General features: G+C 35.9%; 16 protein-coding genes. 8 read left to right on the forward strand and 8 right to left on the reverse strand.

Annotated features, from left to right (window positions below; all coding sequences use genetic code 11):
• The first annotated feature begins 130 nt into the window (after positions 1-130).
• Positions 131-679 carry a carboxypeptidase-like regulatory domain-containing protein gene (locus AAKU52_RS08380; protein ID WP_354332240.1) on the forward strand — a complete coding sequence of 183 codons (549 nt, stop codon included), beginning with the start codon at positions 131-133 and terminating at the stop codon, positions 677-679.
• Positions 680-691: 12 nt separating this feature from the next.
• Positions 692-2593, forward strand: coding sequence for a TonB-dependent receptor domain-containing protein (locus AAKU52_RS08385; protein WP_354332242.1), 1902 nt, complete (start codon positions 692-694; stop codon positions 2591-2593).
• A gap of 84 nt (positions 2594-2677) precedes the next feature.
• Here AAKU52_RS08385 and gap read toward each other — a convergent pair whose 3' ends face one another.
• From gap to pfkA, 3 genes are read right to left on the reverse strand one after another with little or no spacing between them, the layout of a single operon-like run.
• The gene (gap, locus tag AAKU52_RS08390) at positions 2678-3679 is read right to left on the reverse strand and encodes a type I glyceraldehyde-3-phosphate dehydrogenase (protein ID WP_354332244.1); all 1002 of its coding nucleotides are present in this window, start codon (positions 3677-3679) and stop codon (positions 2678-2680) included.
• A gap of 4 nt (positions 3680-3683) precedes the next feature.
• Positions 3684-4526 (reverse strand): hypothetical protein, encoded by an 843-nt coding sequence (locus AAKU52_RS08395; protein ID WP_354332246.1) that lies wholly within the window; start codon positions 4524-4526, stop codon positions 3684-3686.
• Positions 4527-4535: 9 nt separating this feature from the next.
• Complete coding sequence (gene pfkA / locus AAKU52_RS08400; protein WP_354332249.1) at positions 4536-5522, reverse strand: 6-phosphofructokinase; 987 nt, start codon at positions 5520-5522, stop codon at positions 4536-4538.
• Positions 5523-5635: 113 nt separating this feature from the next.
• On the opposite strand from pfkA, the gene AAKU52_RS08405 reads away from it, so the two are divergent.
• Positions 5636-6325, forward strand: a complete 690-nt coding sequence (locus AAKU52_RS08405; RefSeq protein ID WP_354332251.1) for an NUDIX hydrolase — start codon at positions 5636-5638, stop codon at positions 6323-6325.
• A gap of 65 nt (positions 6326-6390) precedes the next feature.
• Here AAKU52_RS08405 and AAKU52_RS08410 read toward each other — a convergent pair whose 3' ends face one another.
• Positions 6391-7248, reverse strand: a complete 858-nt coding sequence (locus tag AAKU52_RS08410) for an N-acetylglucosamine kinase (RefSeq protein ID WP_354332253.1) — start codon at positions 7246-7248, stop codon at positions 6391-6393.
• Positions 7249-7736: 488 nt separating this feature from the next.
• On the opposite strand from AAKU52_RS08410, the gene AAKU52_RS08415 reads away from it, so the two are divergent.
• Genes AAKU52_RS08415 through AAKU52_RS08425 form a run of 3 tightly spaced genes read left to right on the forward strand, consistent with a single transcriptional unit; the run spans position 7737 to position 10854 of the window.
• The gene (locus tag AAKU52_RS08415) at positions 7737-8762 is read left to right on the forward strand and encodes a threonine aldolase family protein (protein ID WP_354332255.1); all 1026 of its coding nucleotides are present in this window, start codon (positions 7737-7739) and stop codon (positions 8760-8762) included.
• A gap of 15 nt (positions 8763-8777) precedes the next feature.
• Positions 8778-10265: an acetyl-CoA carboxylase biotin carboxylase subunit gene (accC, locus tag AAKU52_RS08420; RefSeq protein WP_354332257.1), complete on the forward strand. Its 1488-nt coding sequence runs from the start codon at positions 8778-8780 to the stop codon at positions 10263-10265.
• Between the two features lie 4 nt (positions 10266-10269).
• Complete coding sequence (locus tag AAKU52_RS08425; protein WP_354332259.1) at positions 10270-10854, forward strand: riboflavin synthase; 585 nt, start codon at positions 10270-10272, stop codon at positions 10852-10854.
• Position 10855: 1 nt separating this feature from the next.
• Here AAKU52_RS08425 and AAKU52_RS08430 read toward each other — a convergent pair whose 3' ends face one another.
• A complete protein-coding gene (locus AAKU52_RS08430) occupies positions 10856-12025 on the reverse strand; it encodes a tetratricopeptide repeat protein (RefSeq protein WP_354332261.1) in 1170 nt (389 codons plus the stop codon).
• Between the two features lie 161 nt (positions 12026-12186).
• On the opposite strand from AAKU52_RS08430, the gene AAKU52_RS08435 reads away from it, so the two are divergent.
• Positions 12187-12483 (forward strand): hypothetical protein, encoded by a 297-nt coding sequence (locus AAKU52_RS08435; RefSeq protein WP_354332263.1) that lies wholly within the window; start codon positions 12187-12189, stop codon positions 12481-12483.
• 84 nt (positions 12484-12567) lie between these two features.
• On the forward strand, positions 12568-13146 hold the full coding sequence (locus tag AAKU52_RS08440) for a porin family protein (protein WP_354332265.1): 579 nt from the start codon (positions 12568-12570) through the stop codon (positions 13144-13146).
• A gap of 148 nt (positions 13147-13294) precedes the next feature.
• Here the strand turns inward: AAKU52_RS08440 and AAKU52_RS08445 are convergent, their stop codons facing one another.
• The 3 genes from AAKU52_RS08445 to AAKU52_RS08455 all read right to left on the reverse strand — a co-directional run bounded on the left by AAKU52_RS08445 (position 13295) and on the right by AAKU52_RS08455 (position 16648).
• Complete coding sequence (locus tag AAKU52_RS08445; protein ID WP_354332267.1) at positions 13295-14206, reverse strand: YihY/virulence factor BrkB family protein; 912 nt, start codon at positions 14204-14206, stop codon at positions 13295-13297.
• Positions 14207-14305: 99 nt separating this feature from the next.
• Positions 14306-15436 (reverse strand): 4-hydroxyphenylpyruvate dioxygenase, encoded by a 1131-nt coding sequence (gene hppD, locus AAKU52_RS08450; RefSeq protein ID WP_354332269.1) that lies wholly within the window; start codon positions 15434-15436, stop codon positions 14306-14308.
• Positions 15437-15481: 45 nt separating this feature from the next.
• Entirely contained in the window at positions 15482-16648 is a 1167-nt protein-coding gene (locus AAKU52_RS08455) for a homogentisate 1,2-dioxygenase (RefSeq protein ID WP_354332271.1), read from the reverse strand.
• Positions 16649-16935: the final 287 nt, after the last annotated feature.

Genomic DNA, 16935 nt, shown 5'->3' on the forward strand with positions numbered 1-16935 from the left:
GCGTTCTATTACCGACACCTGCAAGAAAAATGAGCAGGCCATCTTAAATGCTTTCTTGACTATTGCTTCATCATAGAGGTACCTGAGTAGTTACTTTGGAGGTAGAATATATAAACTTAAACGTTATTTAATGAAGCTATTTTTTGTCTTGATTATCTTTTTGTTTTCACTATTAAACATAGTGAGCAAACCAGCCTATGCCCAAGATGCTGCAACCATTACTACAAATACTTCGGGATCCATCAAAGGTATTGCAATAGATTCGGCTACAAAAAATGCCGTAGACTATATGACAATTGCGCTCAAATTGGATAATGTGGTCATCAAAACTATGGTGACCAAATCTAACGGTGTTTTCAGATTTGATAAATTAGCACCTGGAAAATACATGGTAACTGCGATTGCTATAGGCTATAATGCTAAAAATGTAGCGGTAGATATTACTTTTGAAAAAAATGATGCTGATTTAGGGAATATCATTGTTGCTACTCAGGTCAATAATTTGAAAGAGGTATCTATTAGTGGTGACCGGCCCATTATTAAGCAAGAAGTAGACAGGATAAGTTATGACATACAAGCTGACCCTGAGAGCAAAGTTTTAACGGTTTTGGATATGATGCGAAAAGTGCCGCTTTTATCATTAGATGCTGATGATAATATCAAACTTAAAGGTAGCTGAAATTATAAGATTTTGATCAATGGGAAGCCCTCAAATATGGTTGCCCGTAGTCCGAAAGATGTTTTGCGAAGTATACCAGCATCTTCCATTCAAAAAATAGAAGTAATAACAACACCACCATCTAAATATGATAGCGAAGGTTTAGCAGGCCTTATCAATATCATTACTTCAAAAAAAATAGACAACGGCTATAATGCTAGTTTAAATTTAAGAGAACAGGGGCCTGTTGGCGGACCAGGATTAGGAGGTTTCCTTACCTTAAAGCAACAGAAGTTTGGGATAACAGCTTATGGAGGGACGGGGTTTTACAGTTCTCCAGCAACTGTAAACACAAATAATAGAACAACTAGTGGGGATAACCCCACCACTTTATCGAATATTGGATCCCGTGAATTCGATAATAACTACCGCTATGGTGGTACAGAAATGAGTTATGAAATCGATACCTTGAATTTAATCACTGCAGAATTGAACCCTTATGGAGGATATAATAAATCGACCACACATGAGGAATCAAGAATGGTTGATGGCAACCAGAATATAGCTTATGATTTGTTAGGCAAAAACCGGTATGATTGGGGAGGTATGGATGCCACCTTGAATTACCAGTTAGGTTTTAAAAGTAATAAGGAACGCTTGTTGACTTTTTCTTATAAATACAGTAATTCCAATAATCCGCAAGTGAATAAACTTAATTTTAGCAATAGGGTTAATTTTAATGAAGCCAATTATACCCAGACAAATGACAGTCGTTCGAGAGAACAAACCATACAACTAGATTATATCCATCCAATAAAAAAGTTGAATATAGAAGGTGGTTTAAAAGGAATTTTAAGAGATAACAACAGTAATTTTGAATACAAGAATTTTGACGAAGCAGTAGGAGACTACATCTTAGATCCTTTACGCACTAATAAATATGTTAATAACCAGGATATTATTGGCATTTATAATTCTTATGCAATCAATTTAAAAGACTGGGGGTTTAAATTAGGCGCACGTGTTGAAGGTACATTTGTTAATGCAGATTTCATTAGTACTGGTTCTAATGTTAATACTGATTATTTCAGTATTATCCCCACTTTTTCAGCTAACCGGAAATTTAAAAATAGCAGTAGCTTGAATTTTGGTTATACACAAAGGATACAAAGACCAGGAATTGATAACCTTAATCCTTTCGTAGACCGTTCTGTTCCTAATTTCCAATCAACAGGAAATCCAAATCTTAAAGCGGTACTGAGTAACAACTTCGAGCTAGGCTACAGTAAGTTTAAAAAAGGCTCTGTTAATATTGGTTTAAGCTATAATTTCGCCAATAACACAGTGCAACGTGTTTCTGTTTACAATGATGCAGATAAAATTACTTATTCTACTTTTTTAAATGTAGGGAGAGATAAAACGGTGAACATGAATTTAAACGTCAATTATCCGATAACCAGTAAATGGAATATGAGCCTCAACGGAAACCTGGGTTATAAAAGAATTGAAGGTACCATAAATGGATTGATGACTAAAAATGATGGATTAACTGGTAATGGCTACATGAATACGGGTTATAAGTTTGAACATGGCTGGCGCGCTAATGCGAGTTTTAGCTATTATGCTGCTGAGGTATTATTGCAAGGCAAGTCAAGTTCTTATAATTTCATTTCTTTTAGTGGTAGCAAGGAGCTTGTTAAAGATAAACTGACGCTTTCTGCAGGAATCAATAACCCATTTACTAAATACAGGTATTACACCACTTTTACCGAAGGTCCTAACTTTACACAGCGATACTCTTCACAAAATTACCATCGTTCATTTAATGCGAGCTTAAATTGGCGCTTTGGAAAATTGAAAGATTCTATAAAAAAGAATAAGAGAAGTATCAGTAATGATGATGTTAAAAGTGGTGGAAGTAAGGGAGGAAGCTAAGAGGAGAGGTTATTAAACAAGAAAGGGATGCCGCATCCACGCACATCCCTTTTCTAACCAAATATAAACCTGTATGAACGGGTTTTACTTTAAATTTCCATAGTATTCTACGAATTTCACTAAAGCTGATGAATAGCCCCATTCGTTATCATACCAGGAAACAACTTTTACGAAGTTATCATTCAATGCAATACCTGCATTGGCATCAAAAATAGATGCACGATCATCCCCGATAAAGTCAGAAGAAACAACTTCATCTTCTGTATATCCTAACACGCCTTTCAAATACCCTTCGGAGGCATCTTTCATGGCTTTTTTAATTTCTTCATATGTTGCCGCTTTCTCTAAGCGTACAGTTAAATCTACAACTGAAACATCAGCAACCGGTACGCGGAAAGCCATGCCTGTTAATTTACCTTTCAACGCAGGAATAACTTTCGTTACTGCCTTAGCAGCTCCTGTAGCGGAAGGAATGATGTTAGAGAAACCACCACGGCCACCTCTCCAGTCTTTTGCAGACGGTCCATCAACAGTTTTCTGAGTTGCAGTAACAGCATGCACTGTACTCATTAGACCTTCAACTATTCCAAAATTATCATTCAACACTTTAGCGATTGGTGCTAAACAGTTGGTTGTACATGATGCATTAGAAACAATTTTTTGATCTGCAGTCAATTGATCATGATTTACACCCATTACATAAGTAGGGATAGAATCATCTTTAGCCGGAGCTGAAAGAACAACTTTCTTAGCGCCTGCAGTTAAATGTTTTGAAGCATCCGCTTCAGTTAAAAATAATCCTGTTGATTCTATAACAAGTTCCACGCCAACTTCATCCCATTTCAAATTTGCAGGGTCTCTTTCTGCAGTAATGCGGATAGTTTTTCCGTTAACAACCAAATGCCCGTTTACTACTTCAATAGTTCCGTCGAAACGACCATGGGTAGAATCATATTTTAACATGTAAGCCATATAATCTGGCTCAACTAGGTCATTTATAGCAACAATATCTAAACCTTTTTTTAATGCAGCTCTAAAAACGAGTCTGCCAATACGGCCAAAGCCGTTTATTCCAATTTTGCTCATATTATTAATTTGAATAGTAGTTAAGTAAATTATATATAGGTTCTTTAGTTATGGTAGTAATTTCAAATCCGTGTTTTTTTACAATGGCACGTAACCTGTCTTGAAAGTGCCCGGCTACTATACCAACGAAATGTATTTCTTTCCCTGGATGTATTTTTAATGTTGGCAGTAAATATATTTTTATATACGTTTCAAACGCATCATCCACACATTTCTGTATATAATTATGGTCTCTATTTTCGATAAAGAAGTCGAAAAATGAACTTAGGTACTGTTGTGCTAATGGTTTTTTATACACTCTTTCCAAAATTGAGGCTCTGTCTAGGGTGTATTTTGCTTCCAGTAGTACACGTAAATCCTCTGGCAGTTTTTCAGTTAAATAGCTCGATAAAAGCTTTTTGCCCAAGTAATTTGAAGAACCCTCGTCGCCAAGTATAAATCCAAGTCCAAAATTATTATCTTCCATGTTTTTGCCATCAAAATAGGCGCAATGTGCACCACTGCCTAAAATGCAAACAACACCACTGTCGGTAAAACAAGCTGAAACAGCAGCTCCATATAGATCATCTTTTACATAGATCTTTGAATTCTTGAAAAACAAGGAAAGTGTTTTAGTCAATTCATCTCTTTTTGCTGGTGTACTTGCACCTGCAGCAAAAACATACATTTTTTTGATGCTTTCTGCATTATTGATCAAAACGATTTTCTTATGCAATAATTGCAAGATAGCTTTTTGATCATTAAAATAAGGGTTTATACCGGGCATACTACATTCTGCAATGGTTTTCCCATCGTTTGCTATTTTCCAGAATGCAGTTTTTGAACCGCTGTATACTACCGCTATCATATATAATAGTTAAATGGATAAAACTTTTGTCATTTCTAACAGGTCACTTTCCAATTTGAAGTTGTGGTTTCTAAGGGCATCTTCAATGTTAGTAGTTTTTATTTCATTGCCACGTAAGCCAACCATTTGGCGGGTACTACCTTTTAACAGTTCGTTAACAGCAGCAAAACCCAGGCGACTACCTAAAATACGGTCAAAGCTACTCGGGCTGCCCCCACGTTGCAGGTGACCTAAAATAGTTACTTTTGTGTCATAATGATTAAACCTTTCTTTTACTTGTTTGGCAATATCATAAGCACCGCCAGCTTTATGGCCTTCAGAAACAATTACAATACTTGATGATTTTTTTGTGCGGGCACCTATAGTTAATTGGGCAACAAGTTCATCAGTACTGGTGTGGCGTTCTGGTAATAATACCGCTTCTGCACCACTTGCAACCGCACTTCTTAAGGCAATACAACCAGAGTCACGGCCCATTACTTCAATAAAAAACAACCTGTCATGTGAATCTGCAGTATCTCTTATTTTATCAATGGCCTCAATAACGGTGTTAATGGCCGTATCATAACCTAAAGTAAAATCTGAACCATATAGATCATTGTCTATCGTTCCAGGAATACCGATTACTTTGACGTCGTATTTGTTGGAGAAATTGCGGGCACCAGTAAAAGTACCATCACCACCAATTACAATTAAGCCATCGATGTCACGGGCTTTTAAATTTTTATAGGCTGTTTCCATGCCTTCTTCCGTCTTAAATTCTAAACAACGGGCAGTTTTTAGTATTGTACCTCCCAAATGGATGATGTTACTTACAGAGCGTGCATCCATTGGAATAATATTATCGTTTATTAATCCCTGGTAGCCCTGTCTAACTCCAAACATATTTATACCATTGTAGATGCCCGTCCGAACAACTGCTCTAATGCAAGCATTCATTCCCGGGGCGTCTCCTCCGGAGGTAAGTACAGCTATATTTTTTATATTTGGCTTCATTTATATTACGAATATAGTGTGTATTTGTTACACTAAGTAATTTAATTGTGTTTTTTTTATGTAATATTGCAATAAGCGTGTTTTTTTGCTTCTATATTTAAAAATTTAACGGTTTGAAAGAAGTCCTACCACAGTTTAACTCAACGTTCTCTATTGATTGTGTTGTTTTTGGATTTGATGAAGGTGAATTAAAAATTCTCCTAATTGAAAGAAATGAAGAACCTTTTAAGGATTGGAGTGCATTGCCTGGGAATATTGTTGACTCGGATGAGAGTCTGGATCAATCTGCTTCAAGGATATTAAAAGAACTCACGGGTCTTGGTGATATTTTTATGGAGCAGTTTTACACCTTTGGTGATGTAAACCGACATCCACAGGGTAGGGTAATCAGTATTGCATATTATGCTTTATTACGCCTTGGCGGCGACAAAGCAGTAAAACCTATCAGCAGTTATGCTAAAAAAGCTTTTTGGAAGAATGTTAACGACCTTCCTAGGTTAGCTTTTGATCACCAGATGATTTTTGAAAAAGGACTGGAAAAGATCAAACGCAGAATTAAACATCAGCCAATTGCTTTTGAATTATTGCCAGAGAAGTTTACACTAACTCAATTGCAAAATGTTTATGAACTGATTTTAGGTAAGAAATTAGATAAAAGAAACTTCAGGAAAAAGATGCTAAGTTTTGGTGTGTTGAAAGAGTTAGATGAGAAACAAAAAGGGGTGTCGTTCCGTGCAGCCATGCTTTATAAATTTGACAGAAGGAAGTATGCAAAATTATTTGGTAAAGAGATCTCTTTTTAAAACCCATAAGACATAAAAAAACCGGAAGATCGATTCTTCCGGTTTTTTTATGAAAAGTATTTAGCTTATTTTCTTGATTTGCTAAGGTGATAATCTACTAAATCGTCTATAGGAGAGCGAATTAGCTTACCAACGCCCATTTCGTAACGGTCCGCTACAACACTTAATATATCTCTGTAACTATAGCCAACTGAACCTACAACATTTAAGGTGTATTTTTTGTAATTTGGATAGTGTACTACAAGGTTGTCGAAAAATGCTGTAAATGCATATTCAATTGTAGAGAAGGTATAATCTTCGTAAGTTTCCTTATAGTCGTATAAAAATTTACTAAAGCTTGCGCAAAAACGGTTTGGCAAGGGTTTATTGTAAATGTTATCAAAAATATCGTCGTTGGTTAAAGCAAAATTGTCATAGAAACTTTCTCTTAAGCCTTTAGGCATAAAGCCTTTCATGTAATCGCTTAAAATACGTTTACCTATAAAACAGCCACTACCTTCATCACCCAGGAAATAACCTAATGAATCAATATTGAGGGTAATATCGGTTCCGTCATAAAGACAGCTATTGGTTCCTGTTCCTAAAATGGCGGCAAAACCAGGTTCGTCGCCCAAAAGTGCACGGCACGAAGCTAAAAGGTCATGCCCTATATTTATTTTTGCGTTTGGGAAAATTTGTTGCATTGCATCTCCCACAATTTTTTTATTGGTATCGGTTGAGCAACCAGCGCCATAATAATAAACTTCTAAAAGTTTATCTGATTCTATATGATCTGGTAACGTCTTCCTCAAGGATTCTACAATATAGTTGGAATCGGAAAAATAAGGATTGTATCCTTCTGTATTAAAATGAATCTTTCTACCGGCTTCATTAATTAAACACCAATTGGTTTTGGTTGAACCACCATCTGCAATAACTATCATCTTAATTTTGTTTTTTCGGGATAAATGTAATTATTCCTAATGCTTTTGTGTTGTTTTTTTTCATAATTTAATTTAGTAAAGTATAATTTGTCTTGGTTTATTTAGTCTTTCGTTTTATTGGAATTGGGTCTGTTTTAACGCTTTTTTTATTGATTCATAAACCTTAAAATCTAATGTTTTTTTATCAATTCAACCTTTGAAATAGGTTATTGTTAAATAAACACTAAGCCTAAATTACATTTGTTATTCTAATTTACAAATTTTACAGGTTTATTTATGGTGATATCACATTTTTTAAACAAGGGATTTAGGTTGTTTAAAAAGGAAATAATGTTAAAAATACAGCTTAAAACTGTCTTTTAGCCGGTTATTTCATAATCGTAATAGTGAGGAGTGCCAGTCATTTTTTTTGCATTAATTTAAGTAATTGTCGGAGTTTAATTAATAAAAAACCAATATTTGTATAGAAGGTAACTCAAAATTAATATATGAATATAGATTTAAGAAGTGACACAGTAACCAGACCAACTGCGGGAATGATGGATGCCATGTGGAGTGCAAAAATTGGCGATGATGTTTTTGGGGAGGATCCCACTGTTGATGCGCTAGAAAATAAGGTTGCAGCTATGTTTCATATGGAGGCTGGATTGTTTTGTCCCTCTGGTACGATGACAAATCAAATCGCTATTAAATGCTTTACCCAGCCTATGGATGAGGTTATTTGTGATCAGACTGCTCATGTTTACCGGTATGAGGGAGGCGGCATTGCTTATCACTCTTTGTCTTCTGTTAGGTTATTGAATGCACCCAGAGGTGTTTTAACTGCAGAAATGATAGAGGTGGAGATCAATGATGAAAATATTCATTATCCTCATACTAGCCTAGTCGTTTTAGAAAATACTGTAAATAAGGGTGGTGGTGCTTGTTATACCCTCGATCAAATTGCGCCTGTTCATACCTTATGTAATATAAAAGGTTTAAAACTTCACCTTGATGGAGCAAGGTTATTTAATGCTTTGGTAGCGACAGGAGATAAGGCTGCAGCTTATGGAAAATATTTTGATGGCATTTCAATTTGTTTGTCTAAAGGCTTAGGTGCACCGGTAGGTTCTGTGTTATTGGGTTCAAAAGAAACTATTCAAAAAGCAACGAAAATTAGAAAAGTATTTGGTGGGGGAATGCGGCAATCTGGTTTTTTAGCGGCAGCAGGTATTTATGCCCTGGATCATCATGTGGAAAGATTGGCAGAGGACCACCACCATGCAAAAGTGCTGGGACAGGTATTGGAAACGTTAAATTATGTAAAAGCAGTAATGCCTGTTGAAACTAATATTTTAATTTTTGAGGTGGCTGCTGAATTTAGTGCAGCGCATATTGTGGAATCTTTACGCAAAAAAGGCCTTTTATGCAACACCACTAGTCCGAAAACCATTAGATTTGTGACGCATTTGGATATTTCTTCAGAAATGATTGATCAGGCCATTGAAATCCTGATACATTTGCAGCCATCATAAACCTTTTCTTAATACATGAAAAAGATCTTAATAGCTAACAGAGGTGAAATTGCCTTGCGTATCATGCGCTCGGCCAAGGAAATGGGAATTAAAACAGTGGCGGTTTTTTCTGAAGCTGATCGTGAAGCATTGCATGTTCGTTATGCTGATGAAGCTATTTGCATAGGTCCGGCGCCATCCAGTCAGAGTTACCTTGTTGGCGAAAATATCATTGCCGCTTGTAAAAAAACAGGTGCAGAAGCTATTCATCCCGGATATGGTTTCTTGTCGGAGAATGCAGCCTTTGCTAAAATGGTTAAGGCCGCAGGCTTAATTTTAATTGGCCCAACACCTGAAGCAATGGAAATTATGGGTAATAAGTTATCTGCTAAGGCTGCGGCTTTAAAGTATAATATTCCAATGGTGCCGGGAACTGAGGAAGCCATTACAGATGTGGAAGAGGCTAAAGGCCGTGCTGTTGAAGTGGGTTTCCCCATTTTAATAAAGGCTGCTGCAGGTGGTGGAGGTAAAGGAATGCGTGTTGTTAATAGCGTAGCTGATTTTGAAGAACAGATGCAGCTTGCAGTAAGTGAAGCTACTTCTGCTTTTGGGGATGGGTCTGTTTTTATTGAAAGGTATGTTTCTTCACCAAGGCATATAGAAATCCAGGTATTAGGGGATACGCATGGAAACATTGTTCACCTTTTTGAAAGGGAGTGTTCTATACAGCGGCGCCACCAAAAAGTTATTGAAGAAGCTCCTTCTTGCGTGTTAACAGCAGCAATTAGAGAACAAATGGGTAAATGTGCTGTAGATGTTGCGCGTGCTGTTAATTATGTGGGTGCAGGAACGGTAGAGTTTATTTTAGATGAAAACCTGGATTTCTTTTTTTTGGAAATGAATACTCGTCTGCAAGTGGAGCACCCGGTTACCGAGTTCATTACTGGGTTAGATCTTGTTAAAGAGCAAATTAAAATTGCCAGGGGCGAGAAGTTATCTTTTAAACAAGAAGATCTTAAAATTAATGGCCATGCCATAGAATTGAGGGTTTATGCGGAAGATCCTTTAAATAATTTCTTGCCTGATATTGGAACGCTTCAAACCTACCGGACGCCAAAAGGTAATGGGGTTAGGGTTGATGATGGTTTTGAAGAAGGTATGGAGATTCCTATTTATTATGATCCGATGATTGCTAAATTGATTACCTTCGGTAAAGATCGTGAAGAGGCAATTGCCCGCATGGTTAGGGCTATAGAGGAATATGACATTACGGGCATACAAACCACCCTCGGCTTTGGTAAATTTGTAATGCAGCATGAAGTTTTTACCTCGGGTAAGTTTGATACTCACTTTGTAAGTGAATATTTCAATGCCGACAGCCTTAAAAGTAATGCTGAGGATGAAGCGTTTATTGCCGCCATTTCAGCCGTTGTGGCTTTAAAAAACAAATCAACAATCGCTAGTCAGCCACCAGTAATTGCAACTCAAAGCAATCAATGGAGAAAAAACAGAATACAATTATAAATATATGTTTACAGGTATTATAGAAACTTTAGGACAAGTAATAAAAAAGAAAACAGAGGGTACTAATGTTCATTTTACTATACAGTCTGCTATTAGCCACGAATTAAAAATAGATCAAAGTGTTGCCCATAATGGTGTTTGCCTAACAGTGGTTAATGTTAACAATGCTACTCATACCGTTACTGCAATACAGGAAACACTTGGGAAATCTAATTTAGATAACCTGGTTTTGGGTAGCCAAATCAATCTGGAACGCTGCATGCAAATGAATGGTCGTTTAGACGGACATATTGTGCAAGGTCATGTTGATCAAACTGCCGTTTGTATTAAAAGAGAGCAATTGGATGGTAGTTGGGAATACCGGTTCAAATACGATGCTACGGTAGGTAATGTAACTGTTGAAAAGGGTTCTGCCTGTGTAAATGGAATTAGTTTAACAATAGTTAATGCTGGTTTGAACGAGTTTTCGGTGTTTATTATCCCTTATACATTTACGCATACTAACCTTCATGAGGTAAATGTGGGAGATTCCGTAAACCTTGAGTTTGATATCATTGGGAAATATGTAGCCCGCCTGATGGTCAGGTAGGTTATCTTTTTAGATCTTCAATTTTGTTTTTGATAAAAATGGCTAGTTTTGGACTTTTATCTATCTCCTTGAAATTTTTTAAATATAAATTATAGTTAGCAATAGCGTTCTTTTTATCATTAAGCTTATTTTCATATACCAGTGCTATATTGTAGTAAAGACTACCGTTGTTTTCAAAAAGCAGCCCTCTTCTATAGGCGCTGATAGCATCTTCATTCTTATTGATGTTTTCAAAAGAATCGCCCAGTAAACCATAATAGGATGCTGTTTTTGCAGAAATCCCTTCTTTGATGGCATTGTTTAAATATAGGTTTGCATTTTTATAATCTTTTAATCCTCGGTAAGTCAAAGCAATATTATAAAATAGAGTTTCATTAGCTACGGATTTATCTTTGACCTTTAGAAAATAAGTCAGTGCGTTTCTATAATCAAGAACTGAAAAATAATTCTTAGCTAAGCTGCTCATTACAAAAATAGAACTGTCTCCATAGCTTAAAAGTTTTTGTCCAGTTTGAATGGCCTCATTGTATTTTTTAGCAGCTATGCTAATAGGGATTTTTGTTTTCAGCAATTGTCTGTTGGCAGAGTCAGCTTTTAAAGCTGGTTCTAATATTTCACTTGCCTGATTATAGAGGTTCATTTTAAAATAAATCTTGCATAGGTCAACAATAACAGTTGCTTCCTTAGGATTAAGCTCATTAGCTTTTTTAAAATACTTAACTCTTTCTGCTATAGTATTTTCTTTGCTTAGATTGGCCACTTGCTTGTAAGCATTAAAGTTGTTGCTGTCTAGCGCTATAATCTCCATATAAAAAGATTTTGCTTTTTGTTCATTACCTCTTTTTTCTTGAATGGTAGCCAGGTTAAACAATACAGGTAAGTTTAAAGGTTGCTGTGCATATAATTTAAGGTATATGTTTTCTGCCTCTGGCAACATACCGGCCATCAGGTTAGCATAACCAAGTTGAGAAAGTATTTTTACGTCTTGTGAATCTTCATTGTAAAACTGCTGCAAGTATTTTGCTGCGTCTTCATAATGTTGAGTTTGGTAATATTCCAATAGCAGACTATTGTCTGGTTCCACTATATGTTTATCATTTTCCTGGGCATGTACAGTGAATGGAGCAATGCCTATTATCAATAGTAAAAAGAGCTTTTTTATCGAATCCATACTTTGTTGTTAGCTGCTTATCTTAAACTAAATTATTAGTTATTATTGATTATTCCAAGAAAGATTGATTTTAGCCCAAATTATAAAAAGTAAAAACAACTTGGCCGGGTAATTGGTAGTATAGATTATAGTTTAAAAGTTGAATTTAAAAAACTAAGCATATGAATACTTTAAAGAAGTTTGAATTGATGGAAAAGATTGTTAGAGAATTAGATGATTTACAACATTCTCAACAAGCCATTATTCAAAAAATAGGTAAAATAGAGGTTGATAATATGGAGTTGGGTGATAAAAGACTAGAAAAAGATTTGCCAGATATGCACCAACGTGTATCAGATAATTTAGATACCATTGTAAGTATTTTACAATATTTTGCAGATAAGACGCAAAACTTTGGTGATAAAAATAATGTTGATTCCCTTAAAGATCAACAAACTATAAATAACGCAGCTCAATAAAATATATCCTGAGATTGGATCAAAATAAGTTTATTTTTACAATTATAAATCATTCCTATTTTAATGTTTATTAATCTAAATTTTATGAAAAAAATATTTTTATCTGCATTTCTGATGTTATTGAGCGGAGTAGCATTCAGTCAGTTGATGCCAAGTGTTCAATTTGGTGTAAAAGGGGGGGCTAACCTCTCAAAATTAACGACTGATAATACATTTAGCAGTGATAACCGCGCTGGTTATTATGTCGGTGTATGGACACGTTTTGGTGCGGCAGGCATTCATTTACAACCTGAATTATACTTGTCTGGTAAAAATGCAAAGATTGTTCAGAATGATATTGAGAATAATATTAGGTTTACAAGTCTGGATGTTCCGGTTTTAATTGGAACAAAAATTGGTGCAGCAGGAATAGGATTGCGCTTAAATACGGGACCTGTATTTTCTTTTGTTCTTGATGATGAGCAGAAATTTGGTGATGCTGTTGGAAATGTTTCAAGGCTTGACTTTAAAGGACAAAATATTGCATGGCAATTTGGTGCCGGATTAGATTTTGGTCAATTAGGCCTGGACTTAAGGTATGAAAAAGGATTGTCTAAGGTTAATAACAATCCGGATACAAAGTTGAATCTATTTACTTTAGGATTGGCATTGAAATTGTTCTAGAAACATTAGTTTTTAACAAATTATATAAAAGGGTAAACATTCACTGTTTACCCTTTTTTTTGTGCTAGAATTTAAATGGAAACAGCTTACCCAATCAAATCACCGTGTATGAAATGCATGTTTAGGAAAGAATTAGTTTATAAGCATATTAATTCACTTCTTTAATCACATAAGTGAATGCACCTTTTATAGGACGTATTGGTGTTTGATGTGCATCACTTAGTATTTTTACAAAACAAGCACCAAAGTAAAAAATAAAAGAAGAGTAGAACACAAATAACATGATCAGTACAATTGATCCGGAGGCACCATAAATGTTTCCAATGTTACTGAGTGGAAGCATAATTCTAAGTATGTATTTCCCCAAGGTAAATAATATACCTGTTAGTATACCTCCAAGGATGGCATTTCTCCAGGTAGGTCTTCCGTTTGTTAAAAACCTGAACAAAACTGTGAACCAAATTGTAACTATAGAAATAAATAATACCTGATTTAATACCGTTAGAAAAAATTTACCAAATAAAGGAGCTGTTGGGTTGATGTAAGAACCTATTATTGCTTGAATGCTATCTGTCATTAAGCCCACAAAAAATAAAATACCTGCAAGTACAATCACAACTAAGGCCCGGCCTCTCAATTTTAATTTAAAAAAGAAGGTGGCATGTTCTTTAATTCCAATAGACCAGATCTGATCCATTGAACTTTTGATAACACTAAAAAGTGTGGTCCCTACAAATAGAAAAAACACAAAACTAATTAGTGTTGCGTACCAGTGTTGATCAAGCCCCCTAATATTTGTTAATGTTTCTCTAACCTGTGTTGTAGTAGGGTCATCAAATAAACCTGATAACCTTTCAAAAAGACGATTTGCAAAAACTTTCCTATCCATAAAAGAACCAAAAATCCTGATTAATATCAATAGAATAGGAGGTAATGCGAAATTGGCGAAAAAAGCGGTGGCACCGGCTAAACGTAAAGGGTCATTCTTTTGGAACAACTTAAATGCCAGGTTAAAATGTACAATAAATCGCTTTGCTTCAAGTAATAAATTTTCAAACATCCCTTATGTTGACTTTTTAAAGACCGAAAATAGTTATTATTTGCGAGATAAGGAGTATATGCTTTATTCATTACAGCAAAGCGGTAATAAAACAAAGGACTATAAATTTCCCCTTAATTCTTGTTCTCTTTCCAGCGATTCAAATAGTGCTTTGAAATTTCCTGCTCCAAAAGATTGCGCCCCTTTTCTTTGTATGATTTCAAAAAATAAAGTTGGACGGTCTTCCACAGGTTTGGTGAAAATCTGCAATAGATAGCCCTCTTCGTCACAATCAACAAGGATTCCCAAAGCTTTTATTTTTTCAGTTTCTTCATCAATATGTCCTACACGATCAGGCATCATGTTATAATAAGCTTCTGGCGGTGGACTTAAAAATTCTACTCCCCGGGATTTTAGTTCTGTTACCGCTTTTATAATATCGCTGGTTGCCAAAGCCACATGTTGCACTCCTTCACCTTCATAAAACTCTAAATACTCTTCAATCTGCGATTTCTTTTTTCCTTCTGCAGGTTCATTGATTGGGAATTTAGAAAAACCATTGCCATTACTCATTACCTTACTCATCAATGCAGAATATTCTGTATTGATCTGTTTGTCGTCAAAACTTAGGATATTCACAAACCCCATTACCTCTTCATACCATTTCACCGTTTCGTTCATACGGTTCCATCCTACGTTCCCTACACAATGGTCGATATACATTAAGCCAGTGTCGGAAGGATTATAATCACTTTTCCATTCTTTATATCCTGGTAAAAACACACCGTTGTAGTTTTTTCGTTCCACAAATAGGTGAACGGTTTCTCCGTAAGTGTAAATGCCTGATAGACGAACTTCACCAAACTCATCTGTCTGCGTAACGGGTTCCATATAAGGTTTAGCGCCACGTTTTGTAGTTTCCTCAAAAGCACTATAGGCATCATCAACCCATAAAGCCAATACTTTTATACCGTCGCCATGTAATTTAACGTGTTCAGCAATTTCATTGTCTGATTTTAAGGCGGTAGTCAATATCAACCGTATCTTACCTTGCTTTAATACATAGGAAGCCTTTTCGCGCACCCCGGTTTCTGGGCCAGCATAAGCTAATGACTGAAAGCCAAAAGCCGTTTTATAATAATGTGCCGCTTGTTTTGCGTTACCCACATAAAATTCAATAAAATCAGTACCGTTAATTGGCAGAAAATCCTGCGCCATGGAGATCTTTTCTGCGAATGTTTGTGTTGACATTGTTTTTTTATTTAATAATGGAGTTAGTTAGTTTATGCTCAGTTTTTATTCAATATTGACCTGCCAGCTTTTATGATAGTTTTCATCCTCAATGGATAAGGCCTCTTCGGTTAGCATCAATGGACGGAAAGGATCAATCATGACTGCAAGTTCATCGGTCATTTCTTTTCCAATTGATTTTTCCACAGTACCCGGGTGTGGGCCATGGGGAATGCCTCCCGGATGCAAAGTAATTTGTCCTTTTTCTACACTTTTCCGGCTCATAAAATCCCCAGCTACGTAATAAAGTACTTCATCACTATCTACATTACTATGGTTATAAGGTGCTGGAATAGCTAAAGGGTGGTAATCATATTTCCGTGGTACAAATGAGCAGATCACAAAATTATGTCCTTCAAAAGTCTGGTGTACAGGTGGAGGTTGATGTAAACGTCCGGTAATGGGTTCAAAATCATGAATTGAAAATGCCCATGGATAGTGAAAGCCATCCCAGCCCACAAAATCAAAAGGATGGGTGGCATAGGTATAAGGATAAATGATGTCTTGTTTTTTTATCAAAACCTTGAAATCACCATATTCATCAATGGTTTCCAGGGCTGTGGGGCGCTTAATATCTCGTTCACAATAGGGAGAATGTTCCATCAATTGGCCATATTCATTGCGGTAGCGTTTTGGACTCCTGATGGGGCTAAAGCTTTCCACAATAAACAGGCGGTTGTTTTTGTCATTAAATTCCAATTGGTAAATTGTGCCCCTAGGCACAATTAAATAATCGCCATATTCAAACTTGATTTTTCCATACCCTGTTTTTAAGGTGCCACTGCCTTCATGAATAAAAATAACCTCATCAGCCTGGCTGTTTTTGTAGAAATAAGTTGTCATTGACTTTCGTGGAGCTGCCAGTGAAATATGCAGATCACTGTTAACTAGTACTGCTTTTCTGCTTTGCAGGTAGTCATCTTCAGGTTTTATGTTAAAACCAATTAAACTGGTGTGGCGCAAATGTTTTTCTCTAGCTATTTTAGGAGCAACCGAATAGGGTTCGCCAAAAGATTTAACCATGGTTGGAGGGTGGCAATGATAAACCAGGGAGTAGAGACTGGAGAAACCTTCGGTAGAGACCAGTTCTTCTGCATAAAGTTTTCCATCAGGTTTACGGAAAACGGTATGACGTTTTGGAGGAATTGATCCTAATGTATGGTATATTGGCATAGCGTTAGGTATTTGGTTAACTTATAGTAATTAGGTAACGATAAAAGCGTGAAAACGTTTTTATTAACTTGCGTTGGGAAACGGCTTAAAAGGAATATTGCGCAAAAATGATTTTCGAAAGCATAGCATATCTAAAAGCTTCCAGTATTTGACTGGAGAGTTGTTTCTGATAGGTTATAGGTTTTCTTGTCATACTTTGTTATATGCAAGTAACGAATTTATCTTCATCCTAACAAGTAAAATATTTCAGTTTAAGATGTTGTTTTTTTTTAACCTGGTTTGGGTTA

Origin of the sequence: Pedobacter sp. CG_S7, from assembly GCF_040544395.1 — a bacterium.
Classification (GTDB): domain Bacteria; phylum Bacteroidota; class Bacteroidia; order Sphingobacteriales; family Sphingobacteriaceae; genus Pedobacter.